Consider the following 22,826-nt stretch of genomic DNA (forward strand, 5'->3'; position numbering starts at 1 on the left):
CGCCGCGCATGCAGGATTTTGGATGAAAACGACGTCACCAGCCACCATCTCGCTGCACCAGCAAATTCTGGGCGACATCGAAAGGCGGATTGTGTCGGGGGAATGGAGCCCCGGCTATCAACTGCCCATCGAGATCGAGATGGCCAAATCCTATCAGGTCTCGCGCATGACGATGAACAAGGTGCTGACCCGCCTTGCGAACAACGGCCTGATCGAGCGGCGCAAAGGATCCGGCAGTTTTGTGGCGCAACCACGGGTGCAGTCGGCCGTTCTGGAAATTCACGATATCGAAGCCGAAGTCCGCAGCCTGAACCGCGAATACCGCTTCAGGCTGGTGAGCCGCACCACACGCAAAGCCAACGCCGCTGACGCCGCCGCCTTCCTCCCGGAACGCAAGAGCCAGGTTCTGGATATCTCCTGCGTGCATTTTGCTGGACGCCGCCCCTTTTGCACCGAGGACCGGCTGATCAACCTCAATGTCGTCCCCGAGGCTGGCGACATCGACTTTGCCCACCATGCGCCCGGCCAGTGGCTGCAGCGACAAGTCCCCTGGACCACCGCCGAACACAAGATCTATGCCGTGGGAGCCGATGCGGAGCACGCCGCCTTGCTCGAGGTGGATGAGGGCGCACCATGCCTGGTCGTCCAGCGGCGCACCTGGCATGAAGGGGCGGCGGTCACCTTCGTGCGCTTCACCTACCCTGCCGACATGCATGCCATCATCGCAAGCTTCACGCCGGCCACCTCCAGCGCCTCGACGCCTCCACCGGCAGATTAAGGGCCGGGAGGCCGTTGGGGCCATGCGCGAAAGCGCATTTTCGGCACGGCACCGGCCCGACATGATGCCGGCCTCGATAGATCGTAAAGGCGGATGCCCCCGCGCCCGGCGGCGCGCCTGCTCCCATCGCCTGTGACAGATCGTCCATCCCGGACGACCGGCCGGATCGACGGCAAGCGGGGCGTAGACGAGGCTGTCATTCGCCGCTAACCCTATGGAAAGCTCGGATGCGCCGCGCGCTGGCGAGGACGGAAGGCTGGTCCGAAAGGTGATCTGCCCCTGCCCGCCGCCAGGGCAAGGCGTATCGTTTTGTATAGGCACGACCAAGGCCAGCCGTCATGAGGGTCACGCAGCAGAGGCCCGCAGGAGAGGCCGGGAAAAGAGGATCCTAACCCTTGTTCAAAGCACTTCTCTGGGGCGCCATCGCGCTGCTCGGCGCCGCCGCGCTGGCCATCGTGGCCTGGCTGCATGGCGAGACCGTGAATGCCCTGTGGGTCGTGGTCGCGGCGGTCTGCGTCTATCTGATCGCCTATCGCTTCTACGCCCGGTTCATCGCCGACAAGGTGCTGCGGCTCGATCCCCGACGGCCGACACCGGCGATCGCCAAGGCCGACGGACTGGATTTCGTGGCCACCGACAGAGCCGTGCTCTTCGGCCATCATTTCGCGGCGATCGCCGGGGCCGGGCCGCTGGTCGGGCCCGTGCTGGCGGCGCAAATGGGCTATCTGCCCGGCATGCTGTGGATTCTGGCCGGCGTGGTGCTGGCAGGCGCCGTGCAGGATTTCATGGTGCTGTTCATCTCGATGCGGCGCGACGGGCGCTCGCTGGGCGAGCTGATCCGCATGCATATGGGATCGGTGCCCGGCGTGATCGCGCTCTTCGGCACCTTCCTGATCATGGTCATCATTCTGGCGGTGCTGGCGCTGATCGTGGTGAAGGCGCTGACCAACAGCCCGTGGGGCACCTTCACCATCGCGGCCACCATTCCGCTGGCCCTGCTGATGGGCGCCTACAGCCGCTGGCTGCGGCCCGGCAAGATCGGCGAAGTGTCGGTGCTGGGCTTTATCGGGCTGATGCTGGCGCTGGTCTATGGGCGCAATGTCGCGGAATCGGCACTGCTGGCGCCGCTCTTCACCTTCACTGCGAAGCAGCTCTGCTATATCCTTATCGGCTATGGTTTTTTGGCTTCGGTGCTGCCGGTCTGGGCACTGCTGGCGCCGCGTGACTATCTCTCCACCTTCCTCAAGATCGGCGCGATTCTGGCGCTGGCCGTGGGCATCGTCATCACCGCGCCGCCACTGCGCATGCCGCAGATCACGGGTTTTGCCAGCACCGGCGGGCCGGTCTGGTCGGGGTCGCTGTTCCCCTTCCTGTTCATCACCATCGCCTGCGGGGCGGTCTCAGGCTTCCACGCCCTGATCGCCAGCGGCACCACGCCCAAGCTGATCGCCAATGAGGGGCATGCCACCTCCATCGGCTATGGCGCGATGCTGGCCGAAAGCATGGTGGCGATCATGGCGCTGGTGAGCGCCAGCGTGATCGATCCGGCAGTCTATTTCACCATGAACAGCCCGGCCGCGGTCGTGGGCACCACCTCGGCCAGCGCGGCCCATGCCGTCACCTCCATGGGCTTTCCGGTGAGCGCGAGCACCATCGACGGCGTGGCCCATGATGTGGGCGAGACGACGATCATCTCACGCGCGGGCGGTGCGCCGACTTTGGCAGTCGGCATGGCGCAGATCTTCAGCAGCCTGTTCGGCAACAAGGCGATGATGGCCTTCTGGTATCATTTCGCCATCCTGTTCGAGGCGCTGTTTATCCTCACCGCCGTGGATGCGGGCACACGCGCCTGCCGCTTCATGATCCAGGATCTGATCGGCCTTGCCGTGCCCAGCTTCCGCAATGCGACGGGCCTTGTGCCTTCGCTCAGCGCCACGCTGCTCTGTGTCGCGGCATGGGGGTTCTTTCTCTATCAGGGGGTGACCGATCCGCTGGGCGGGGTGAACACGCTGTGGCCGCTGTTCGGCATTTCGAACCAGATGCTGGCCGCGATTGCCCTGACGCTGGCGACGGTGTTCCTGTTCCAGATGAAGCGGCAGGCCTATGCCTGGGTCAGCGCCCTGCCCGCCGCTTGGCTGCTGATCTGCACGCTTTATGCCGGCAGTCTGAAGGTGGGCTCGAGCGATCCGGCGGTGGGCTTTCTGGCCCATGCCTCGCGGTTTCAGGGCGCGCTGGCGGACGGCAAATTGCTGGGCCCGGCCAAGAGCCTGCAGGATATGCAGGCGATCATCTTCAACGACAGGGTGGATGCGGGGTTGACCCTGGTCTTCATGCTCGTGGTGCTGTCCATTCTGGCCTATGGCATTCGCGCCTGTCTGGCGGCCAGAGCCAGCGATGGGCCCATGGATGAGGCGCTTGCCGCCGCCGCAGCATCATGAGCCTGCTGCGCGATCTTCTCGGCAAGCTGGCGGAAACGGCGCGGCTGATGGTGGGGCAAAGCTCCTATCCGGCCTATCTCGCCCATATGGCGGCCTGCCACCCCGAGGCCCCGGTCATGGACGAAAAGAGCTTTTTCCGTGAACGCCAGCAGGCGCGCTATCAGGGCAAGAAGGGCGGACGCTGCTGCTGAGCCCCGCCCTCATCGACCTCACTTGAACCAGCTATCCTCATCACTCCCGATCGGGGCGCCGGGCGGGATTTCGGGCGGGGTCACGGCAGGCTCGGCCAGCAGAGCCAGTTGATCGGGCGCGGCGGTCAACAGGTTTGCCAGATAGGCGCAACTGTCCATTTCAGCGGCATCGCCCTTGCATCCCGCCAGCGCCTTGCCAAAGCGCGTCGCCCCGCCGCGCACCACCGCCAGAGCGGTCGAGGACAACGTCTTGTCACGCAGCAGTCCGGCCAGCCGCACCGCATAACGGGCGCGGATGCGGCGACGGATCTCGGCCTGACGCGGCGCACCGCCCTCCTGCGGCCCGAGGGTAGCGGCAATCCTGTCGAGCAGTTCCGTCAGCGAGAGCTGTCCGCCATCAACCCTTGCCTGCTCGACCAGCCGGTTGAGCCGCTCCGGATCGAGCAGAGCCTCCAGCGTGATATCCGCCGCGGCTTCCGCCGCACTCGGCAGGTCGAAGGCGGCGGCGGTGCGCGATGGCAGCAGTTCGATCTCGAACTGCGGGTCCGCCGTGCCCGGCTGCACCGAAGACAAGACGCCCAGCAGATCGTCGCGCAGATCAAGCTGCGCGGGATCAAGCGTTTCCAGCAAGGCGCTCACCGCCGCGCGCTGCTGCGCCGCGCCGATCACGGGGGCGCGCTCATGCCCGTCGCCCTTGATCGCATAGCTGTAGTCCACCCCGCCGATCAGCTTCGACACGGCGGTCACCTGATAACGATGGAACAGATAGAGCGGCACGATCATTCGCCGCAGATCCGCTGCCGCCGAGCCCTTGGGCAGATTGTCCAGCCCGAAACGCGCCAGCGCGATGCGGCGCACCGCCAGCACATTGGTCAGCTCGGCCACGGGATCCGTGCCATTATCCCACATATTGCCCCAGGGCTGGGCATCGCCCGCGCCGCGCGTGTCGCCATCGCTGACAAAGCGATAGCCCTTGGCCTGCGCCTCACGCGCCCAGCCATCCAGCACCGTCTTTTCGTCGGCCCCGGCAGGCGTCACACCATAGAGCCACTTGATGGCGAAACGGTCCCACGCCCCGACACCCGTGGCATAGGCCTGCGAGAAATCGAGCTGGCCCTTGTTGACCCGGATCAGCGGCGCCGGATAATCCATCACCGAGGCGCGGTCGGCAAAGGTGCTGCCCGCGAAATTATGCGCCAGACCCAGCGCATGGCCGACCTCATGCACCGCAAGCTGCCGCAGCCTTGCGCGCACCAGCACCAGCGGGTCATCCGCCCCGCCCGTATGCTCGCGCCCGGCGCCGACCAGCGCGTCAAAGATCAGCCGGTCCTGCCACGCCCGCAGCGAGCCAAGCTGGACCACGCCGCGCAGAATCTCGCCCGTGCGCGGATCGACGATGGTCGCGCCAGTCGACCAGCTACGCGTATCGGTGTGCACCCAGGCGATGACATTGTAGCGCGCATCGGCGGGATTGGCGCCCTCGGGCAGCAGCTCGACGCGGAAGGCATCGATGTAGCCCGCCGCGTCAAAGGCCTGCGCCCACCAGCGCGCGCCCTCAATCAGCGCATTGCGGATTTCCTCGGGCGCGGCGCGGTCAACATAGAAGATGATCGGCTTGCGCACCCGTGAACGCGCCGCGCCGGGATCGGTCTTCTCCAGCCGGAAGCGGCGGACCAGCCGCGTAACGATCGGCTGATCGACCGCCGCCGCGTAATTGCCCCTGATCACCTGAACCGATGTGCCGGTGCGCGGATCATGCTCGCGCGGGCGGAAGCCGTCATCGGGCAGTCGCATAAAGCTGTGATGCACCGCCACGGTGATGCTGCGCGGATCGGGAACCGAGCGGCGCAGCGCCGGGCCCGGATCCTCAGAAGCGAAGGTTTCCACCGTCTGGAACTCGGCATTGTCGGGGAAGGTCTGGCTCTGCGCCGCATCGACATAGCCCAGCGCGGGCACCTGCCGGTAGGTTCCGGCCTTGCCGCGTTTCAGGCGCCCGGCAATGTCCAGCGTGTCGCGGGTCAGCAGGCCGGCGATGTCCACCGACACCGTGCCCGCGCTGTCCTCGATGATATCCCCCGCCCAGATCGTGGAGGGGGCAAAGGAGCTGCGCACCGCCTCTTCCTCGCCGCGATCGCCATCGAGGGCGCGGAAGCGGCTGTTGTCGAACTGCGCCAGCACCTTCTTGCCGATGCGGCGGAAGGTGATGATCTGGGTCTGGCCCAGCAGGGCGCGGTCCAGACCCACGCCGGTCACGCCCAATCCGCTGGCGATCGAGGGCGTGTAGAGAAAGCGGCCAAGCACATTGTCGGGCCCGGTGGCGGGCAGGCGGATCACCTGCTTTTGCCCGCCCGGATCGGCCACGATAGGAAACAGCGGCGTGTCAGCCCGCGCGGGTGACGCACAGGCCATCGCCAGCGCCGCCATGGCAGAGACACACCGCAGAACTGATCGTGACGAAACCGGCTTCAAGGGCATGATGGACTTTCGCAAAACAGGACAGCGGAGGGCGGCCTGTCCGCCCTCCGTAGCATGGATGTCAGAACTTATGCCGCACGCTGGCATACCAGTAGCGGGCATAAGGCGCATAGAGCGTGCCCATATAGCCCGAAGACGACAGCGGCGGCTGCTCATTGGTGAGGTTGCGCACGCCAAAGCGCAGGCTGGTGCCCTTGAGAGTGCCCTCGGTCAGGCGATAATCCGCATAGAGATTGCCGGTGATCTGGCTCTGCACCACCCAGGCATTGCCCACCGAATCGAGCAGGCTGGTGTCATCCACGCTGCCGATGAACTGGGTGAAGCCGCCCACGGTGAGATTGCCCAGCGACCAGGTCAGCGCGGCGGACCATTTCCACGCGGGCTTGCCGTTCTGCCTCAGCAGGTCGCCGCCGCCCGTGATCGTGGTCCCCGCATTGATCTGCCCCGCCGCGCGGGCCGCCAGCAGTTGCGCGATGCCCGGCGAGGGATCCTGATAATAGCGGAAGAGATGCGACAGATTGAAGGAGGCATTGAAGCTGCCGATGCGGGTACGCGGCGTGTTGTAGACCACATTGATATCGAGCCCGCGCACCGTCTGCGGCAGCAGGTTCACATACTGGTCCTTCACATAAAGCACCTGACCCGCAGGGGTCAGCCCCGTGCCCGCGAAGGCCGCAATGTCGTCGGCGGTCGGCGCGGCGCGCACCACATTGGGGTTGGAGCTGCCGCTCTGGCGCAGCAGATAGTCCTGAATCAGCGCATTGCCTTCACCGAAGACGCCGACCAGCCCCTTCTGCTTGACCTGCCAATAGTCGCCCGTCAGCGTCAGATGGCCCAGCCCCTGCGGCAGCGGCGGTTCCAGCACCACGCCCATCGACAGGGTGGTGTCACGCTCGGGCTGCAGATCGGGGTTGCCGGCGCGCTGCGCGGTCACCGAATTGGAGCGCGTGCACTGCGAGAAGGCCGAGATCCGCCCGGCGCGCAGATCCGCCTCGCAGAAGGCGTAATCGGTGCGCGTGTTGGTGCGGGTGACCAGCGAGGCGTTGGTCTGCTCCAGATTGGGCGCGCGGAAGGATTTCGCCCAGGAGGCGCGGAAACGGATGCCCTTCACAATGTCCCAAGCGCCCGCGAATTTGGGCACCGCCACCGGGCCGAAATCGCTGTAGCTTTCGAAACGGCCCGCTGCCTGGAACTCCAGATTGTGGATCAGCGGCACATGCATCTCGGGCGAGATCGCGGGAATGGCCAATTCGCCATAAAGCGAGAACACCTCGCGCGTGCCATGCGTGTCGGGGTTGATGCTGTTGGGCACGAAATTGCTGGCGACCACACCGGTGATCGGATCGACAAAATTGACCGTGCCGTCGATGCCGGAATCGCGATCGTCGAGCTGGCTTTCGCGCCGCGCTTCCAGCCCCGCCGCGATGCCCACATTGCCCGCGGGCAGCTTGAGCAGATCGCGCCGTGACACGCGGAAGTCATAGGTGGCCAGCGTCGTCTTGTCGAAGCGGGTCAGCTTTTCCCGGATCGAATCGATGGTGGCCTGGCTGTTGGGCGTGCCATCCCCCACCGAAGGATTGCCCAGCGTGCCGCCGTTGAAGACATTATAGGCATCGGGCGTGGAAAGGGCGAGCGCCGCCTGCAGCTTGCTGCGCGAGATGTTGTCGCTGACATCGCGCACGGTCGCCTCGGAATAGCTGAGCGCGCTTTCCCAGTTCCAGCTGTCCCAGTTGCCGCGCAGGCCGAACAGCAGGCGGAACTGCTTGTTCGTCACATCGACGTTGATGTTGCCCAGATCGGAGAAGGAATAGCCCGTGATCGTCACCGGCAGACCAGCGGCGGGCACATTGGTCCCCGCGATGCGGTTGGGATTGACCGTGCCATTGGCAAAGACCGCCGCACCATACGGATTGTAGTAATTGCTGGCCGGAACCGTGATCGGGATCGAGGAGAGCGTCGAAATCGGGCTCTGCTGCGCATGGGTCTTGGCGTAATAGAAGCCGCCCTCGAAGAAGGCGGTGACATGGTCACTGATGTCGTAATGGCCGCTGGAGAACAGGTTCACACGGTTGAGCGCAGGCAGCACCGAAAGCCCGCCAGCCGCATTGTCGAGCCGCAGATTGCGGTTGACGCCCGATGTCGCCAGCGCGCCGGTGGCATCGCACAGGCCGTTGCCGATGGCGATCGCGCAGCCACTGCTGGTGGTGGGCTGGATATGGAAGGCGCCCGAAGCGCTGGTCAGCGCGGTGGTGCCCTGCCGGATCGTGCCGAAGCTGGAAGGCGTCGCCGCCGAGACCCAGGGCGTCGTGGTGCTGCGCCCATCGAGCGAGGTGGCGGTGGCAAAAGCCGTGCCCGCGAACAGCGGCGTCTTGTTCGAAGAGGCCGTATAGGCCTGATCGGTCGAGAGAATGCCCGTGCCATGGTCATAGGTGGCGTTGAGCGTGATGTTGCCGCGCCCTTCGGCAAAATTCTTGCCGAACAGGCCGCTGGCGTTGAACTCGCGCAGGCGGGTGCCTTCCGCCCCGCCATATTGCACCGACATATCCGCGCCGTTGAAATTGGTCTTCAGCACGGTGTTGACCACGCCCGCCACGGCATCGGCGCCATAGATGGCGGCGGCGCCATCGCGCAGCACCTCCAGTCGCTCCAGCCCGTTCACGGGGATGGCATTGCTGTTGTAGCCCAGCACCGGCACAAGCTGGTCATTGGCCTGGCTGGTGGGGTGGGTGACGACACGGCGCCCGTTGAGCAGCACCAGCGTGTTGCCGACGCCAAGGTTGCGCAGATTGATCGAATTGACGTCGCCGCGCGCCGAATTGCTGCTGCCCGCCGTATATTGCGCGTTGAACGTCACATCGCCCATCTGCGGGATCGAGCGGAACAGGTCCTGGCCATTCACCGCGCCGCTCGCGGCGATAAGCTGCTGGTCGACCACGGTGACCGGCAGAGCGGCGTTGAGCTTGGCTCCCTTGATCTGCGAGCCGACCACGGTGATGGCTGCTGCCTCGCCCTCGCTGGGCGCCGTATCGGCGGAAGGTGCGGCGGCGGGCGCGTCCTGCCCCTGAGCCGCCTGGGTGAACATCGCCATGGCCAGCACAAAGCTGCTGGCACGCGCGATCAGCCCCGCGCGTTTGTGTCGCTTGATCATGATAGTCCCCGTTTCGTTGGGCTAAAACCCCAGCCCGTGCGTGCAGCATGGAGAACAAAGACCGCGCCCCAAACGCAGCAAATGTTCATACCACACAAGTCAATCTTGATTTCCTATTTACTTTATAGGATTTAAGCGTTGAACGAATGACCTTGTCAATCACGGCGATCATCGACATGACCATATTGCCGCATATAAAATCCATAGTATTGGAATTTATCATCGAATTATGATCACCTTGACGCAGCAATCTATACGTCCTTCACCCTCTTCATGATCGCTGCTTTGTCGTTCACGCGACATCACGCGCCCAAAGACTGTTTTCGGAGACCATCATGACCAAGCGCTTCCTTTGCGCTCTTGCCGTCGGCACCGCTCTTGCCGGCCTCGCCGTCACCGCGACCCGCTCGGAAGCTGCCCCCCGCACCACCGCCATCGTCGGCGCAATCGTGTTCGACGGCACCGGCGCCGCGCCCCACCCGGCCACCGTGCTCATTCAGGACGACCGCATCATCGCGGTCGGCGCCGATGTGAAAGTGCCCTCGGGCGCGAAGGTGATCGAGGCGCGCGGCAAGGCGCTCACCCCCGGCTTCTACGATCTGCACACCCATTGGACCGCTGGCGGCGAGCCCGATGTTTTCCCACCCATCGCCACCGCCTATGTGAAGGCGGGCATCACCACGGTGAACGATTTCAACGAGGCGCCCGAGGCCTATGCCCCGCTGCGTGAATGGCTGGGCACGCTGGCCGCGCCGCATGTCAATTTCGCCGCGCGCATTTCGACGCCGGGCGGGCATGGTGCCGACTGGGCCGATCAGGCCACCACCAAATGGGTCAACACGCCCGAGGCGGCGCGCAGCGCCGTCGAAAGTCTGGCCGCCTACAAGCCCGATCTCATCAAGGTCTTCACCGATGGCTGGCGCTATGGCGCCGCGCCGGACAACACCAGCATGGATGGCTGGACGCTCTCGGCGCTGACCGAGGCGGCGCATCAGCAGCATCTCAAGGTCGTCACCCACACCGTCACCGTCGAGCGCGGGCTGGTGGCCGCCAAGGCCAATGTGGATTCGCTGGCGCATGGCCTGCAGGACCGCGTGCTGACCGCCGATGAGGTGCAGATCATCAAGGCCAGCGGCATGGCCGAAATCCCCACGCTGGCGGTCTATGACCCCAACAAGGACCCCTCCAAGCCCGCCGATGCCCAGCGGCTGCGCAAATTCGACAATGCGCTGAAAAACGTCAAACTGCTCTATGACGCAGGCGTGCCCATCGCGCTGGGCACCGACGCCGGCATGCCGCAAACCCCGCATGGCCCCTCCACCCTGCATGAGCTGGAACTGCTGGTGCGCGCCGGGCTCACGCCCGCTCAGGCGCTGGTTGCCGCAACCCAGACCAGCGCCCATCTGTTGGCTCAGGACGGGGATCGCGGCACCATCGCGCCGGGCAAGCGCGCCGACATCCTGCTCTTCGACGGCAAGCCCTGGGAGAACATCGCCGACATTCACAAGCTGGCGCTGACGATGATCGACGGCAAGCCAATCTATGGCCTGGGCGCGCCGCCCCTGCCCGCCGCCAATGCCGCGCGGCAGCTCGATCCGGTCAAGGTGCCCGCCGCCATCGACGATTTCGAGCGGGGTGATGGACGCTCGCAGCTCGACACACTACGGGTCGACACGCCCGATGGCGGCATCGACCGCACGGTGGAGATCAGCCAGCCCGTGCTGCGCGCAGGCGAAGGAGGGGGCGGCGGTCATGCGCTGGAGATCACCGCGCGCATGGCGGTCAAGCAGCATGCCTATGCCGGGACAGCGGTGCCGCTGTCGCGCGGATCGATCCGCCCGGCGGATCTGCGGGGCTGGCATGGCGTGCGGCTCGATGTGCGGGGCAATGACTGTCAGGCGCGGGTGACGCTGAACGGCGTGGCCGCCGCGAGCTGGAGCGCGGCGGTGACCGTGAGCAACACATGGCAGACGATCGAGGTGCCTTTCACCAGCCTGCATGGCGACGGCAAGCGTGCCCGACCATGGACCGGCACCGATGTCACGCAGGTCGAGCTGGGCGCCAGTTGCCCCGGCGGCAAGAAGCTGTGGCTGCAGACCGACAACTGGACCTTCTACTGAGGAAAAGCGGCGTTGCCCGTGCCGGTCACGGGCAACGCCTGCCATGATCGGATGGCGCATCCTATTTTCATTGCAGCACTGGCCCTGACGGCGCCGGTCTGGCATGCGGCCGCGCAGATACAGGCGCAAAGGAACAAGCATGCTGAAATTCGGGATCGGGATCGCCGCCGTGGCCGCCCTCGCGGCGCTTGGCATGGCCGGAACCACCACGCTGACCGGCAAGGCCAGCGCGGAGGAACCCTCCGCCGAGCGCGCCCGTCTGCAGCAGGCGCTGGAAAACGACCCCGCCCTGCCCAGTGTGGCCCCGCAGGGCTATGATGTCACCGTGGTCGTTTTCGCCGACTACCAGTGCCAGTATTGCCGCAAGCTGCACCCCGAACTGGCGCAACTGATGGCGCGCGACAGGAAGGTGCGGATCGTCTATCGCGACTGGCCCATTTTCGGCCCCATGTCGCAGGCGGCGGCGCGGGCGGCCATGGCCTCGCAGTATCAGGGCAAGCATGCCGCCTTTGATGACGCCATTGCGCGCGGACCTGTCAAGCTCAACGCCGACGACCTGCGCCGCGCCGCCGATGCCTCGGGCGTGAACTGGGCGCGGTTGCAGGCGGATCTCAAGAGCCATGGCCCGGCGATCGATGCGGCGCTCAAGCGCACGGATCATTTCGCGCGGCTCGCGGGGCTGTCGGGCACGCCGGGGATCATCATCGGGCATTATCTGCTGCCCGGCGCCGTCGACCTTGCCACCCTGCAGAGCACGGTCGAGGCGGTGCGCCACAACACGCCCCTGTCGTGAGCGGACATTCTTCCCTTGAGAGCCATGGGCGATCCAAGTAAAAGTGCTGGAATGTGCCATTCCATGCAGAAAATTGATTGAATGGATATCAGCGTCGCGCGGACCTTTCTGGAGGTCGTCAAGACCGGCAGCTTTGTGGGGGCGGCCAACAACCTCAACCTGACGCAGACGGCGGTCAGCGCGCGCATCCGCGTGCTGGAAGAGCAACTCGACCGCCCGGTCTTCATCCGCAACAAGGCCGGGGCCCGGCTGACCCCGGCGGGCGAGCAGTTCCTGCGCTTCGCCACCACGCTGGTGCAGGTCTGGGCGCGGGCCCAGCGGGCGGTGGCCCTGCCGCCGGGGCGCGAGACCGTGGTGACGGTGGGGGCGGAACTCAGCCTGTGGAACCCGCTGCTGCGCCACTGGCTGCTCTGGATGCGCCGGGAATGCCCGGAGATTGCCGTCAGCACCCAGATCGACGTCTCTGAGCGGCTGATGGAGCAGGTGCAGGACGGTACGCTCGATGTGGCCGTGCTCTATGCCGCGCCCAGCCGTCCGGGCATCATCGCGGAGCTGCTGTTCGAGGAAAAGCTGGTGCTGGTGCGCACCACGCCGACCAGCGCCCCCCTCTCCGCCGAGGACCATGTGCAGATCGACTGGGGCGACGAGTTTGCCGCCAGCTATCAGGCAGCCTTCCCCGATCAGCCCAATCCGGTGGTTTCGATCAGCTATGGCCCGCTGGCGCTGGACTATATTCTGGCGACGGGCGGCAGCGGCTATTTCCGCAAGGGCTTTATCCGCCCCTATATGGAGGAAGGCCGGCTGGTGCTGGTGCCGGGCAGCCCGGAGTTTTCCTATTCAGCCTATATGGTCCATTCCGCCAAGGCCGATTCCGGCGTGATGGACCGTGTGCGCTCGGGCCTGCATGTGGCGGCGGCGATCACGGTCTGACGCCTATTTCGGCGCGCTCCATCCCCCGCCCAGTGCCAGAAACAGGCTGATCTGGTCGTCATTGACGGCGGCCTGCCCTTCTGCGGCGGCCTGTTCGGCGGCCAGGGCATCTCTTTCCGCATCCAGCGCTGGGAAGGCGGCGATCCGCCCGCCGCGCCGCAACTGGGCGGTGCGCTGCAGCACGCGGGCGGCATCGGCCTGCGCCTGCTCCAGCCGCTGTTGCTGCACAAGGCCCGCCTCATAGCTGCTGAGCGCAGTTTCCACCTCGCGCAGGGCCTTGATCACCGTTCCGTCGAAACTGGCCAGATCGGCCCGGCTTTGCGCCTGCGTCGCCTCGATCCGCGCGCGGGCGGCATGGCGGTTGAGCGTCCAACTGATCCCCGGACCAAAGCCGAAACGGTTGGTCAGCGGCGAGAGAAAATCGGTGAGCGCCCCGGTCGAACCCGCCGTCGCGCCAAAGGTGATATCGGGATAGAGCGCCGCCGTGGCCACGCCGATCCGCGCTGTCGTGGCCGCCAGACGTCTTTCAGCGATGCGGATATCGGGGCGGCGTTGCAGCAGGGCCTGTCCGTCACCCACCGGGATGACCTGCCGGATTGTCAGAGGCGTATGGCATTGCAGCAGGGTCGTGTCGGCCTGAGCGGGCACCCGCCCCAGCAGGGCTGTCAGGCGGAACAGGGCATTGCGCTGCCGTGCCGCCAGACGCGGCAGGCGGGCACTGGTGCCTTCCAGCAGAGCCTGACGGCGATCGAGTTCATAGGGCGCCGTGCGGCCATGCCGGATGGTCAGCCGGGTCAGAGCAACGCCCTTCTCCTGAACCGCGATGGCATGGTCCAGAACATCCTGCTGGTGGCCGCTGTTGCAGATATCGGCATAGGCCCGAGCCACCTCCGCCGCGACATTGACGCGCACCAGATCGCGCGCGGCCTCTGCCGCCTCGCTGTCGGCACGGGCGGCCTCGATCGCGCGTTTCAGCCCGCCGAACAGGTCGAAATCATAGCTGACCGACAGGCCGATGTTGTAAAGCTCGCGTCGGGGCGGCTGCACATGCTGCAACTCGGCCTCTGCGGAACGCTGCGACTGGGTGGTTTCCGCGTCGACTCCGCCCTGAATTTCACGGCTCGCGTTGCGCTCGCCCAGCAGGGCCAGACTGCGCTCCAGATTGGCCTGAGCCACGCGCAGATCGGTGTTGGCGCTCAGGGCCTGCTCGATCAGCGCATCCAGCCTGGGGTCATCATAAAGCGCCCACCAGCGATCGGGCAGCGCCTGCGCCATGGTGCCCGCCGCGGTGGAGAGAAACGCCCCCTGTGCCTCGGGCGCCTTCACCACCGCCTCATCGGGCACGCGGTAATTCGGCCCCACGGTGGTGCAGGCGCCCAGCGCCGTCGCCAGCAGCAGCGGTGCGGCGCGCCTTACCATGGCAGGCTCCTGTGGATGCTGCGTCCATCCTTGCGGGGATGCACGATGACGGTCACGGTCTGGCCGGGGATCAGGCGGACGCCGGGCGGCACCTTGTCGATGGCGACGCGCACCGGGATGCGCTGCGCGAGGCGGACCCAGGTGAAGGAGGGGTTCACATTGGCCAACTGGCCATCCGCGCCGGTTCTTTCGCGATCCTCGACACCGCCCGCGATGCTCTGAACATGGCCGTCGATGCGGTCGGCCACGCCCATCAGATAGAGGCTGGCCGGATCGCCGATGCGCACATCGGGCAGCTTGGTTTCCTCGAAATAGCCCTCGGCACGCAGGGTCTTGTCGGAGACCAGCGCCAGCGCCGGCTTGCCCGCCGTCAGATAGACACCCGGCTGCAGGCCGACATTGGACACCGTGCCATCCACCGGCGCCCTCACGATGGTGCGGCTCAGGTTGAAGCGCGCCAGATTGCGGGTCGCCAGAGCCTGCCCGATGGTGGCGCGCAGCTCATTGACCTTGGCGCTGCCCTGCTCGGTCACTTCGGCGGCGACCACCTCGGGCATGGCGCGGTTGCGGCGGTCCTCGCGCGCGGCCTGCGCCAGCATGGTCTGTTGCAGGGCCAGCGTCGCCTCGGCCTGATCGAGCGCCAGTTGATAGCGCGGCCGGTCGATGACGAAGAGGATGTCGCCCTTCCTCACCACCTGATTGTCGGCCACCCGCACATCGGTGACCAGCCCGCTGACGTCGGGCGAAACCGGCACCATATCGGCGCGCAGCTTGCCGTCGCGGGTGACGGGCTCGACCTGATAGCGCAGCCAAAGCGCATAGATGCCCGCCAGAATGATCAGGATGACCAGCAAGGTGGCCAGCGAACGCAGCAGAGTTTGACGATAGACCATCACGATGTGAACCATCCGGCAGGAAGCCTGTCGGCAAGGGCGCCAAGCCCCCACCACAGCAGAAAGAACAGGGCCAGTTCGGCGAGACTTGGGTGCCAGAGCAGGCGTTCGAGGGGCAAACGCTGCAAGGCCGGGCGCAGGGCGTAGACCAGCAGCGCGGCCAGCACGCCCCATGCCAGCGCGGCGGGCATGTAGATGCCCCAGAGATGCACTTCCTCGATCACGGAACCCTCACGGTGAAATCATCGGCTTGCGGAAACAGGTTGCAGCGCATGCCGACCAGCGCGCGCACCGCCTCTTGCCGCGCGGCATCGGAAGGCAGCGTCAGCAGGCCGCTCAGGGCATCATCGATGCCCCCCAGCAGCGCGGCGGGCGGCGACAGCGCCATACCCTGACACCTTTGCGCGTGATAGGCCTGCGTCAGATCGCCCAGCACCACGCCCAGACTGTGGCGCAGATCATGCGGCACATGGGAGAGCGCGCGCCGCAGCGGGATGATGTTGCGCCCGATCCGCAGATCGGCCAGCCCGTCCACGCCGTGCAGCACATCGCCCGGCGGGGCGAGCGCGATCCTTGCCGCGAACTGGCCGAGGCGGTCCACCGCTCTGGCGGTCCAGTCGGCGGGGCGGAAGGGGCGGCGGATATCGGCCAGCTCGGCCATATCGGCCCAATTGGCGCGGGCGATGCGCCGCGCCGTCCACAGCGCATTGGTCGAGCGGAACAGCTTGGTGACCACCAGCGTGGTGACGATGCCTCCCATCTGCGCAAACCCCGTGTTGACGAAATTCGCGAAATCGGCCTGAAACCGGGCAAGAAAACCCATCGCCACGATAAAGCAGGAGAACATCGGCAGGGCCTGCGCTGTGCGGGCGGGGTCGGCCTGAATATAGCCCATCCAGATCAGGGCGGGCGCCAGAGTGAGGATCAGCATTTCCGCGCCATCGACGCGCGGCAGGATCACGAAGAGATAGAGCGCCGCCAGCGGATAGGTCTTGAGCGTGGCCAGCAGATAGCGCGTGATGGTGGGCGCCGGATCGTCCTGCGCGGCAAAGGAGCAGGTGATCAGCGCCGCAAAGGCCGCCGTGGCCGAGCCATTGGGCCAGGCCAGCACGATCCAGAAACCGCAATAGAGCATGATCGCCAGCGCCGTGCCCAATCCGGCCAGCGCCGCCATGGTATGATCGCGCGCCAGAGAGAAAGGCGCGGGCGTCTGGCCACCACGCGGGCGGCCGGGCATGCCGATCCGCTCGGCAAGGCGGCGGCTGATCGCCATGGCCTTGAGCGCCTCGGCCAGACGGATGCAGGCGCTGGCCTCCAGCAGGGAGGGCCAATCGCGCTGCGCCTCGGCGGCATGGGCAAGATGCGTGCAGCGCCGGGCCAGAGCGAAGCCCTCCCCCGCGCGGCTGCCCCGATCCCCCAGCCATGCGGTGATGTCCGTGAGCAGGCGTTCAAGCACGGGCGGCAGTGCAGATCCGTTGCGCAGCAGACCAAGCCGGTTTGATGCCGCAGAGACCAGCGGAAGAATGCGGGCCAGTTGCTGCTGCAAGGCCGCAATGCGTTGGCGGGTGGCGGGCGCCCAGCGCTGATCGAAGGGCAGATGCACCGCCAGCATGCCCAGCTCGGTCACATCGGCGGCAAGGCGGCGGCGATGGTCGTTCTCAAGCTGCGTGTGGTCTTCGCCGATCGCCTCGGTCATCCATTGCCGTGCGTGGGTCAGGAAGGATTGCGCACGGCCCCGGATCACCGGCGTGGCGCTCCATGGCTGAAGCACGGCATGCACCGCCGTGACGCTCAGGATGGCGATGGTCATTTCCTGCACGCGGGCGATGGTCGTGTCGAAGATGTTGCCCGGATCGTCGAGATAGGGAAAGCTGATCACCGCCGCGCTGAAGGCCGACATCTGGAACAGAAAGGCGCGCGGTGTGCGGTCCAGCACCGCGAAATAGATGCACAAGCCGGTCCATGAGGCCAGGCACAGCACCAGCAGCGCGGGCGAATTCTGCAGATTGGGCACAAGCGCGATGGTCACCAGCGCGCCCAGCGCGATCCCGCCCAGCCGATAGAGCACCTTGGGGCGAAAGGCGCCTGCCATCGGCTGCGCGGTGACATAGACCGTCAGCAGCGCCCACCACGGCCGGGGCAGGCTGGCCATAAAGGTGATGACCAGCGTGAGCGACGCCGCAAGAAAGCTGCTCAGCGAAAAGAGCAGCTTTTGCGGGTCGATCAGCGGCGCAGGCGGCGCCGTGCGCCTTGCGCCGGGGGAGAGGGTCATGGTTCTGGGGTCAGCCATTGTGGAATGGCGCCCCCTTATCCCAGCCGGGGGTCAAATATTCAGCGCATAATTTTGCTGTTTAAGTGCAATAAATTTGCTGTAATTCTACTGGCGTGGCGCGACAGGCCGCCCTTTGCCCGACATCGGGCACAAGCCCTTGCAAGCGTTGCTTTTCCTGTCAGCAGCATGTTCAGAGCATGCGCAGCCAGCGTATCAGCCGGTTCCTCGCGGCGGGGCCGTCTGTCCAGGCCTTCCTCTCACAACACATAACCGCCGTCGATGGTCAGGCTGGCGCCGGTCATATAGCCTGCCTCATCCCCGGCCAGCCAGGAGGCCAGAGCCGCGATCTCGGCCGGCTGGCCGATCCGTTTGAGCGGAACGATCTCCTTCAACCGCTCGGCCATGGCTGCTGTCATATCCGTCTCGGTCGGGCCGGGCTGGATGTTGTTGACGGTGATCGCGCGCGGCGCCAGATCGAGCGCCACCCCTTTCACCATGCCCGCCACCGCCGCCTTGGTCATGGCATAGACGCTGCTGCCCTGCGATCCGGTGCGGACCGCCGTGTTGCTGCCGATGGTGATGACCCGCCCGCCATCGCGCATCCGCGCCACAGAGGCCTGGATCGCCAGAAAGACGCCGCGTACATTCACCGCCAGCATCTGGTTCAGATCCGCGAGCGGAAAACCTTCGACCGAGCCGAGCCTGAGCAATCCGGCATTGATCACCGCCACATCCGGCATGCCGAGATGGACAACAGCTTCCTCCACCGCCGCCGTGATCGCGCCGGGATCAGCGCTGTCGGCCCGGATGGGCAGCGCCTTGCGGCCCATGCTGCGGATTTCGGCGGCGACAGTTTCGGCGCTGTCGGGGCGCGAGACATAGGTCAGGGCCACGTCGAAACCGTCGCGCGCCAGGCGCAGGGCAATGGCCGCGCCGATCCCGCGCGACCCGCCGAAGACAAGGGCGACGCGGCTCATGCGATGAGCAGCAGTTTGCCGGTGGTGGCGCGGCTGGCCATGTCGGCATGGGCGCGGGCGGCATCGGCCAGAGCATAGTCGCCACCGAAATTGATGGTCAGATGGCCCTGGGCGATCCAGTCGAACAGTCGGGCGGCATGCTGGCGCAGCAGCGCCGGGGTGGGAATATGGTCGAAGAAGGTGGCATAGCCGATCTTGATGCTGCGCGGCAGGCTCATGATGTCCAGGGCGCCGGGCCCGCCCAGTACCGGCCCGTACCAGCAGAAGGTGCCCGAGCGGCGCAGCACATCGAGCGAGCCCCGAAAGGTCGTCGGCCCGGAGCCGTCATAGACGACATGAACGCCCTCGCCCTCCGTCAGGCGCAGGGCTTCGGCGGCGAACTGGCCCTCGCGGTCGACGATGACATGATCGGCCCCCGCTGCTCTTGCCACGGCCACCTTGTCCTGCGACGACACCCGCCCGATCACGCTGCCGCCGCGCAGCTTGATGATCTGGGTCAGCAGCAGACCGACACCGCCCGCCGCCGCATGGACAAAGGCAACATCGCCGGGCTGCACCGGGTAGAAATCGCTGGCGAAATGGCTGGCGGTCAGGCCCTGCATCATCACGGCGGCGGCGGTGCGATCGTCGATGGCATCGGGCACAGGCACCAGAGCATGGGCCGGGATCGCCGCTTTCTGGGCATAGCTGCCGGGGTGATAGACCCATGCGACACGCTGGCCGATCTGAAAATCCGCCACGCTCTCACCCAGCGCCAGCACGCGGCCCGCGCCTTCCACGCCAAGGATCTTGGGATTGGCGTGTTCGGTCCAGGCCCTGCCCTGCCTTACGCCGATATCCATGAAATTGACGCCCGCAGCCTTGATCTCGACCAGCACCTCGCCCGGAGCCGGCACAGGATCGGGGCGGTCGGCGAAAGCCATCACCTCCGTGCCGCCAATAGCGTTCATCACCACTGCTTTCATCGCTCCATCCTTTCTTGAACATTCATTCCAAAATTACGCAAATCTTTATCCAATCGCTCTCAGGGCAAGACGCCCCAAGGCGCGAAGCTGCTCGGGCCCGGCGCCACCGCGCGCCGCAATGCGGATCCCCGCGATGCTGCTGTTGAGAAAGGCGACGCCATCCTCCGGATCGATCCCGGAACTGGCCTGACCTGCCGCCTGCGCTTCGCGCAGCGCCGTCACCATGCCGCTGGTGAGCATGCGCCCGGCCGCCTCGCGGGCCTTGAGCAGATCCTCATGCTGATCGCCAAATTCGCAGATCGAACCGACGCCGAGGCAGGGCCGATCCGCCTGCTCCACAACGCGCTCGATCATCGCGAAGAGGCCGTCCCATGCGGTCGGGCCACCACGCAGGGCATCGAGATGCGCCTGAACCTCGACCATCGAATAGCGGCCCACCGCCGCCACATAGAGCCGCCATTTGTCACCGAAGGTGTCATAGAGACTCTGGCGGCCGATCTTCATGCCCTGCGTCAACATGCCCGCCGAGGTCCCCGCGAAGCCATGCGCGCGAAACACCTCGATGGCGGCATCGAGCGCGGTGTCCGAATCGAATTCCTTGGGTCTTGCCATAAAACGTAGATGGGGATTATGGAATGATCAGTCAAGTATGCTGGTGGCGCTTTTTAACGCCCTTCCCGACAGCCATCGCCCGGATAGGGGAGATCATCCGGCCGCGCACGGCGGCGGGATTCGTCGTGGCAGGTTGAGCGGCACGCCTCAAACATCTGATAAATTCACCGGATCGATGCGTTTCAGCCAAGATCAAATTTGGTTGCGCTACCATCTTGCAATCTGGCCGCATGGCCCAACGCGGCCCAATAATGCCGGAAACAGAAGGATAATCATGAGATTAGCTGCCTTATCCGGCACGCCATGGTCATGATAAATCAAAAGGTTAACTTGTCAGATTAATTCGATTGACAAAATGTTTTATTTAATCGAAGATCCCATCAGCACGCCGACAAGGCGGCACCAGACCGAATGCGGACAAGCGCATCGGCTGCGAGGGCAGGGGATCGGCAATGGCCTTAAGCAGGTTATCCAGGACAAGGCGCGTCGGATGGCGCGCGACAAAGACGACCATCATCGCCACCGCGCTGCTTGGCAGCGCCATGGTGGCGGCTCAGAACACGGCGCCGGTCGATGAAGCCAATCCTCTGGTCGGCACCGCGCCGCTCGACAAGCCCGAGTGGATCGGCAATGCGCCCCCCGCCGGCGAGCCGCTTTATTCCGGCATCACCTCCCCCGGCGCGCGCCTGCCGCATAGCGCGGTCGAGGCGGCACCGGTCAATCTGAATGTCGAGCTGAGCTATCCTGCCGGCGTTGCCACACCCTATTACTACACGAACCCGACCATGATCGGCTTTACCGGCGGTGGCGGACCGACCTATGGCGCGCGCGCTCAGCCGATCCTGATGCCGGTGGTCGGCGACTGGACCGTGCCGCCCGCCTACACCGAAGCCTATTACGACAAGGCGCAGGAAAAGGCGGCGCCCGGTTATTATTCGGCCTGGCTCAACACGTTCAAGACCAAGGTAGAACTGACCGCAACGCAATCGACCGCGCTGATGCGCTTCACCTTCCCGGCGACCGAGCGCGCGCATGTGATCCTCAATCTGCCGGGGCGCGGCGGGTCGGTCGAGATCGTCGGCGACCATGTCGTGCGGGGCATTGCTGCGCAGCATAACGACAATGATGCGCGCGACGGACGCTATTTCGTCGCGGAATTCTCGAAGCCGTTCAAGAGCTTCGGCACATTCCGCAAAACGCCCGGCGCCGAGCGCGGCTATGGCATCGGCGACAAGGATGTGCTGCCCGCCGCGCGGACAATCGACGGCAATTTCGCGGGCTCCTACCTCGACTTCACCACCGGCGAGGGCGAGGCCGTGCTGGTCAAGATCGCCCACGGACCAAGCTATGAGGCCGCCGAGCAGCGGCTGCGCAGCGAAAGTCCCGACTGGGATTTCGAGGGCATCCACCAAAAGGCGCGTGCCGCATGGTCGACCCTGCTCGATCGCGTGCAGGTGAGTGGCGGCACGGCCAAGCAGCGCATGCTGTTCTATTCGACGCTGTTCCAGTCCTTTGCGTCACCGCGCCTGGTCGCGCGCAAGGGCGAGAATTTCACCGACACCAACGGCCAGACGCAGACCGCCGCCTATGACCGCTACGGCCCGGTGCCGTTCTGGGATACCGGTCGCAACCAGATCGTTCTGCTCGAATTGCTGGAGCCCGAGGCGACGGTGAACATCATGCGCTCCGAACTCGATATGGCGCGCGAGCGGGGCTTCATGAACACCTCGTTCCACGGTGACAATGCGGTGTTTCTCTATCTGGGCGCGATGCGGCGCGGCATTCCCTTCGATTACGAGGCGGCCTATACTTTCCTGCGCAAGAACGCGACGGATCCTGCCGGGCCCCGCGCCTTTCTTGCCGAATATGACAAGCAGGGCTGGATCGCTGACGAGATCCCGGCGGGCAACCCCAGCCCTCCTTATGCAGGCGGCAAGGCGGGCGCCGCCACCACGCTGGAATATGCGTGGGACGATGCGGCGATGGCGGAGTTTGCCGGCAAGCTTGGCCATAGCTCCGATGCGGCAATGTTCGCCAAGCGCGCGCAGAATTACCGCAATGTCTTCGACAAGACGATCGGCTTCGTGCGTGGCCGCACCGCCGACGGCAAATGGATCGCCCCCTTCGATCCGCGCGAGCCCTATTACAACTTCATGATGAAGGAGGCCTCGGGCTGGTCGACACTGTGGCTCGCGCCGCAGGATGTGGCAGGCCTGATCGGCGAGTTGGGCGGGCGCGCGAAGTTCAACGCCAAGCTCGATGAGTTCTTCACCACGCCCTACAACCCCAAGGGCATTTGCCGCGATTGCACCGGCGTGATCGGGCAATATGTCCAGGGCAATCAGCCCGACCAGCAGGCGCCCTATCTTTACGTCTGGAGCGGCCAGCCCTGGAAGACGCAGGCACTGACCCGCCGCATCCTGCGCGATCTCTATGGCAGCGATGCGAGCGGCTATGGCTATCCCGGCATGGACGATCAGGGCGCGACCTCATCCTGGTATGCCTTGAGCGCCTTGGGCTTCTACACGGTCGATCCGTCCAGCGATGTCTATGTGCTGGGCAGCCCGCTGTTCGACCGCTCGGTGCTGAAGATGGGCAATGGCAAGGCGCTGGAGATCGTCGCCAAAAACAACTCGGCGGACAATCTCTACATCCAGTCGGCAACGCTGAACGGCAAGCCGTGGACCAAGGCATGGTTCCGCCACGCCGATATCGCGCAGGGTGCCAGTCTGGTGCTGACCATGGGGCCCAAGCCCAATCCGGCCTGGGGCAGCGCGGCAAGTGATGCGCCGCCGTCGATCACGCGACATTAAGA

The 22,826-nt window shown here is 65.5% G+C and carries 18 protein-coding genes; 8 read left to right on the forward strand and 10 right to left on the reverse strand.

Annotated elements, in window-relative coordinates; all coding sequences use genetic code 11:
* Positions 1 to 22: 22 nt before the first annotated feature.
* From hutC to ABDW49_RS25280, 3 genes are all read left to right on the forward strand, one after another.
* The gene (gene hutC, locus ABDW49_RS25270; RefSeq protein WP_343616323.1) at positions 23 to 778 is read left to right on the forward strand and encodes a histidine utilization repressor; all 756 of its coding nucleotides are present in this window, start codon (positions 23 to 25) and stop codon (positions 776 to 778) included.
* Between the two features lie 395 nt (positions 779 to 1,173).
* Complete coding sequence (locus ABDW49_RS25275; protein ID WP_343616324.1) at positions 1,174 to 3,216, forward strand: carbon starvation CstA family protein; 2,043 nt, start codon at positions 1,174 to 1,176, stop codon at positions 3,214 to 3,216.
* Entirely contained in the window at positions 3,213 to 3,407 is a 195-nt protein-coding gene (locus tag ABDW49_RS25280; RefSeq protein ID WP_343616325.1) for a YbdD/YjiX family protein, read from the forward strand. Before ABDW49_RS25275 ends, ABDW49_RS25280 begins: the two co-directional genes overlap by 4 nt.
* Before the next feature lie 18 nt (positions 3,408 to 3,425).
* Here ABDW49_RS25280 and ABDW49_RS25285 read toward each other — a convergent pair whose 3' ends face one another.
* Together ABDW49_RS25285 and ABDW49_RS25290 are read right to left on the reverse strand one after the other, a co-directional pair.
* A complete protein-coding gene (locus tag ABDW49_RS25285) occupies positions 3,426 to 5,816 on the reverse strand; it encodes a zinc-dependent metalloprotease (protein ID WP_343616326.1) in 2,391 nt (796 codons plus the stop codon).
* 127 nt (positions 5,817 to 5,943) lie between these two features.
* Entirely contained in the window at positions 5,944 to 9,030 is a 3,087-nt protein-coding gene (locus ABDW49_RS25290; protein WP_343616327.1) for a TonB-dependent receptor, read from the reverse strand.
* A gap of 335 nt (positions 9,031 to 9,365) precedes the next feature.
* On the opposite strand from ABDW49_RS25290, the gene ABDW49_RS25295 reads away from it, so the two are divergent.
* The 3 genes from ABDW49_RS25295 to ABDW49_RS25305 all read left to right on the forward strand — a co-directional run bounded on the left by ABDW49_RS25295 (position 9,366) and on the right by ABDW49_RS25305 (position 12,873).
* The gene (locus ABDW49_RS25295) at positions 9,366 to 11,150 is read left to right on the forward strand and encodes an amidohydrolase family protein (RefSeq protein WP_343616329.1); all 1,785 of its coding nucleotides are present in this window, start codon (positions 9,366 to 9,368) and stop codon (positions 11,148 to 11,150) included.
* 139 nt (positions 11,151 to 11,289) lie between these two features.
* Complete coding sequence (locus tag ABDW49_RS25300) at positions 11,290 to 11,943, forward strand: DsbA family protein (RefSeq protein ID WP_343616331.1); 654 nt, start codon at positions 11,290 to 11,292, stop codon at positions 11,941 to 11,943.
* An 81-nt stretch (positions 11,944 to 12,024) separates the two neighbouring features.
* Complete coding sequence (locus ABDW49_RS25305; RefSeq protein ID WP_343616333.1) at positions 12,025 to 12,873, forward strand: LysR family transcriptional regulator; 849 nt, start codon at positions 12,025 to 12,027, stop codon at positions 12,871 to 12,873.
* 3 nt (positions 12,874 to 12,876) lie between these two features.
* Here ABDW49_RS25305 and ABDW49_RS25310 read toward each other — a convergent pair whose 3' ends face one another.
* From ABDW49_RS25310 to ABDW49_RS25340, 7 genes are all read right to left on the reverse strand, one after another.
* Positions 12,877 to 14,292 carry an efflux transporter outer membrane subunit gene (locus ABDW49_RS25310; protein WP_343616335.1) on the reverse strand — a complete coding sequence of 472 codons (1,416 nt, stop codon included), beginning with the start codon at positions 14,290 to 14,292 and terminating at the stop codon, positions 12,877 to 12,879.
* Complete coding sequence (locus ABDW49_RS25315) at positions 14,286 to 15,185, reverse strand: efflux RND transporter periplasmic adaptor subunit (protein WP_343617395.1); 900 nt, start codon at positions 15,183 to 15,185, stop codon at positions 14,286 to 14,288. Before ABDW49_RS25315 ends, ABDW49_RS25310 begins: the two co-directional genes overlap by 7 nt.
* Positions 15,185 to 15,409 carry a DUF1656 domain-containing protein gene (locus ABDW49_RS25320; protein ID WP_343616337.1) on the reverse strand — a complete coding sequence of 75 codons (225 nt, stop codon included), beginning with the start codon at positions 15,407 to 15,409 and terminating at the stop codon, positions 15,185 to 15,187. Before ABDW49_RS25320 ends, ABDW49_RS25315 begins: the two co-directional genes overlap by 1 nt.
* Complete coding sequence (locus ABDW49_RS25325) at positions 15,406 to 17,457, reverse strand: FUSC family protein (protein ID WP_343617397.1); 2,052 nt, start codon at positions 17,455 to 17,457, stop codon at positions 15,406 to 15,408. Before ABDW49_RS25325 ends, ABDW49_RS25320 begins: the two co-directional genes overlap by 4 nt.
* 257 nt (positions 17,458 to 17,714) lie before the next feature.
* Complete coding sequence (locus ABDW49_RS25330; protein ID WP_343616338.1) at positions 17,715 to 18,434, reverse strand: SDR family oxidoreductase; 720 nt, start codon at positions 18,432 to 18,434, stop codon at positions 17,715 to 17,717.
* On the reverse strand, positions 18,431 to 19,399 hold the full coding sequence (locus ABDW49_RS25335) for a quinone oxidoreductase (protein ID WP_343616340.1): 969 nt from the start codon (positions 19,397 to 19,399) through the stop codon (positions 18,431 to 18,433). Before ABDW49_RS25335 ends, ABDW49_RS25330 begins: the two co-directional genes overlap by 4 nt.
* Positions 19,400 to 19,444: 45 nt before the next feature.
* On the reverse strand, positions 19,445 to 20,011 hold the full coding sequence (locus ABDW49_RS25340) for a TetR/AcrR family transcriptional regulator (protein ID WP_343616342.1): 567 nt from the start codon (positions 20,009 to 20,011) through the stop codon (positions 19,445 to 19,447).
* A gap of 37 nt (positions 20,012 to 20,048) precedes the next feature.
* On the opposite strand from ABDW49_RS25340, the gene ABDW49_RS25345 reads away from it, so the two are divergent.
* Positions 20,049 to 20,324 (forward strand): hypothetical protein, encoded by a 276-nt coding sequence (locus ABDW49_RS25345; RefSeq protein ID WP_343616344.1) that lies wholly within the window; start codon positions 20,049 to 20,051, stop codon positions 20,322 to 20,324.
* A 51-nt stretch (positions 20,325 to 20,375) separates the two neighbouring features.
* On the opposite strand, the gene ABDW49_RS25350 is transcribed toward ABDW49_RS25345, so the two are convergent.
* The gene (locus tag ABDW49_RS25350; RefSeq protein WP_343616346.1) at positions 20,376 to 20,555 is read right to left on the reverse strand and encodes a hypothetical protein; all 180 of its coding nucleotides are present in this window, start codon (positions 20,553 to 20,555) and stop codon (positions 20,376 to 20,378) included.
* Between ABDW49_RS25350 and ABDW49_RS25355 the strand changes: the two genes are divergently transcribed.
* On the forward strand, positions 20,554 to 22,824 hold the full coding sequence (locus ABDW49_RS25355; RefSeq protein ID WP_343616347.1) for a GH92 family glycosyl hydrolase: 2,271 nt from the start codon (positions 20,554 to 20,556) through the stop codon (positions 22,822 to 22,824). The two genes, ABDW49_RS25350 and ABDW49_RS25355, sit on opposite strands and share 2 nt — an antisense overlap.
* The last annotated feature ends 2 nt before the right edge of the window (positions 22,825 to 22,826 follow it).

This window comes from Novosphingobium sp. (genome assembly GCF_039595395.1).
GTDB lineage: Bacteria > Pseudomonadota > Alphaproteobacteria > Sphingomonadales > Sphingomonadaceae > Novosphingobium.

What these genes read in the sequence shown, in the direction of transcription:
- hutC (WP_343616323.1), top strand. Translation starts at nt 23, where the DNA reads ATGAAAACGACGTCACCAGCCACCATCTCGCTGCACCAGCAAATTCTG.
- ABDW49_RS25280 (WP_343616325.1), top strand. Translation starts at nt 3,213, where the DNA reads ATGAGCCTGCTGCGCGATCTTCTCGGCAAGCTGGCGGAAACGGCGCGG.
- ABDW49_RS25285 (WP_343616326.1), bottom strand. Translation starts at nt 5,816, where the DNA reads ATGGCCTGTGCGTCACCCGCGCGGGCTGACACGCCGCTGTTTCCTATC.
- ABDW49_RS25290 (WP_343616327.1), bottom strand. Translation starts at nt 9,030, where the DNA reads ATGATCAAGCGACACAAACGCGCGGGGCTGATCGCGCGTGCCAGCAGC.
- ABDW49_RS25295 (WP_343616329.1), top strand. Translation starts at nt 9,366, where the DNA reads ATGACCAAGCGCTTCCTTTGCGCTCTTGCCGTCGGCACCGCTCTTGCC.
- ABDW49_RS25300 (WP_343616331.1), top strand. Translation starts at nt 11,290, where the DNA reads ATGCTGAAATTCGGGATCGGGATCGCCGCCGTGGCCGCCCTCGCGGCG.
- ABDW49_RS25305 (WP_343616333.1), top strand. Translation starts at nt 12,025, where the DNA reads ATGGATATCAGCGTCGCGCGGACCTTTCTGGAGGTCGTCAAGACCGGC.
- ABDW49_RS25310 (WP_343616335.1), bottom strand. Translation starts at nt 14,292, where the DNA reads ATGGTAAGGCGCGCCGCACCGCTGCTGCTGGCGACGGCGCTGGGCGCC.
- ABDW49_RS25315 (WP_343617395.1), bottom strand. Translation starts at nt 15,185, where the DNA reads ATGGTCTATCGTCAAACTCTGCTGCGTTCGCTGGCCACCTTGCTGGTC.
- ABDW49_RS25325 (WP_343617397.1), bottom strand. Translation starts at nt 17,457, where the DNA reads ATGACCCTCTCCCCCGGCGCAAGGCGCACGGCGCCGCCTGCGCCGCTG.
- ABDW49_RS25330 (WP_343616338.1), bottom strand. Translation starts at nt 18,434, where the DNA reads ATGAGCCGCGTCGCCCTTGTCTTCGGCGGGTCGCGCGGGATCGGCGCG.
- ABDW49_RS25335 (WP_343616340.1), bottom strand. Translation starts at nt 19,399, where the DNA reads ATGAAAGCAGTGGTGATGAACGCTATTGGCGGCACGGAGGTGATGGCT.
- ABDW49_RS25340 (WP_343616342.1), bottom strand. Translation starts at nt 20,011, where the DNA reads ATGGCAAGACCCAAGGAATTCGATTCGGACACCGCGCTCGATGCCGCC.
- ABDW49_RS25345 (WP_343616344.1), top strand. Translation starts at nt 20,049, where the DNA reads ATGCTGGTGGCGCTTTTTAACGCCCTTCCCGACAGCCATCGCCCGGAT.
- ABDW49_RS25355 (WP_343616347.1), top strand. Translation starts at nt 20,554, where the DNA reads ATGGTGGCGGCTCAGAACACGGCGCCGGTCGATGAAGCCAATCCTCTG.
- ABDW49_RS25350 (WP_343616346.1), bottom strand. Translation starts at nt 20,555, where the DNA reads ATGGCGCTGCCAAGCAGCGCGGTGGCGATGATGGTCGTCTTTGTCGCG.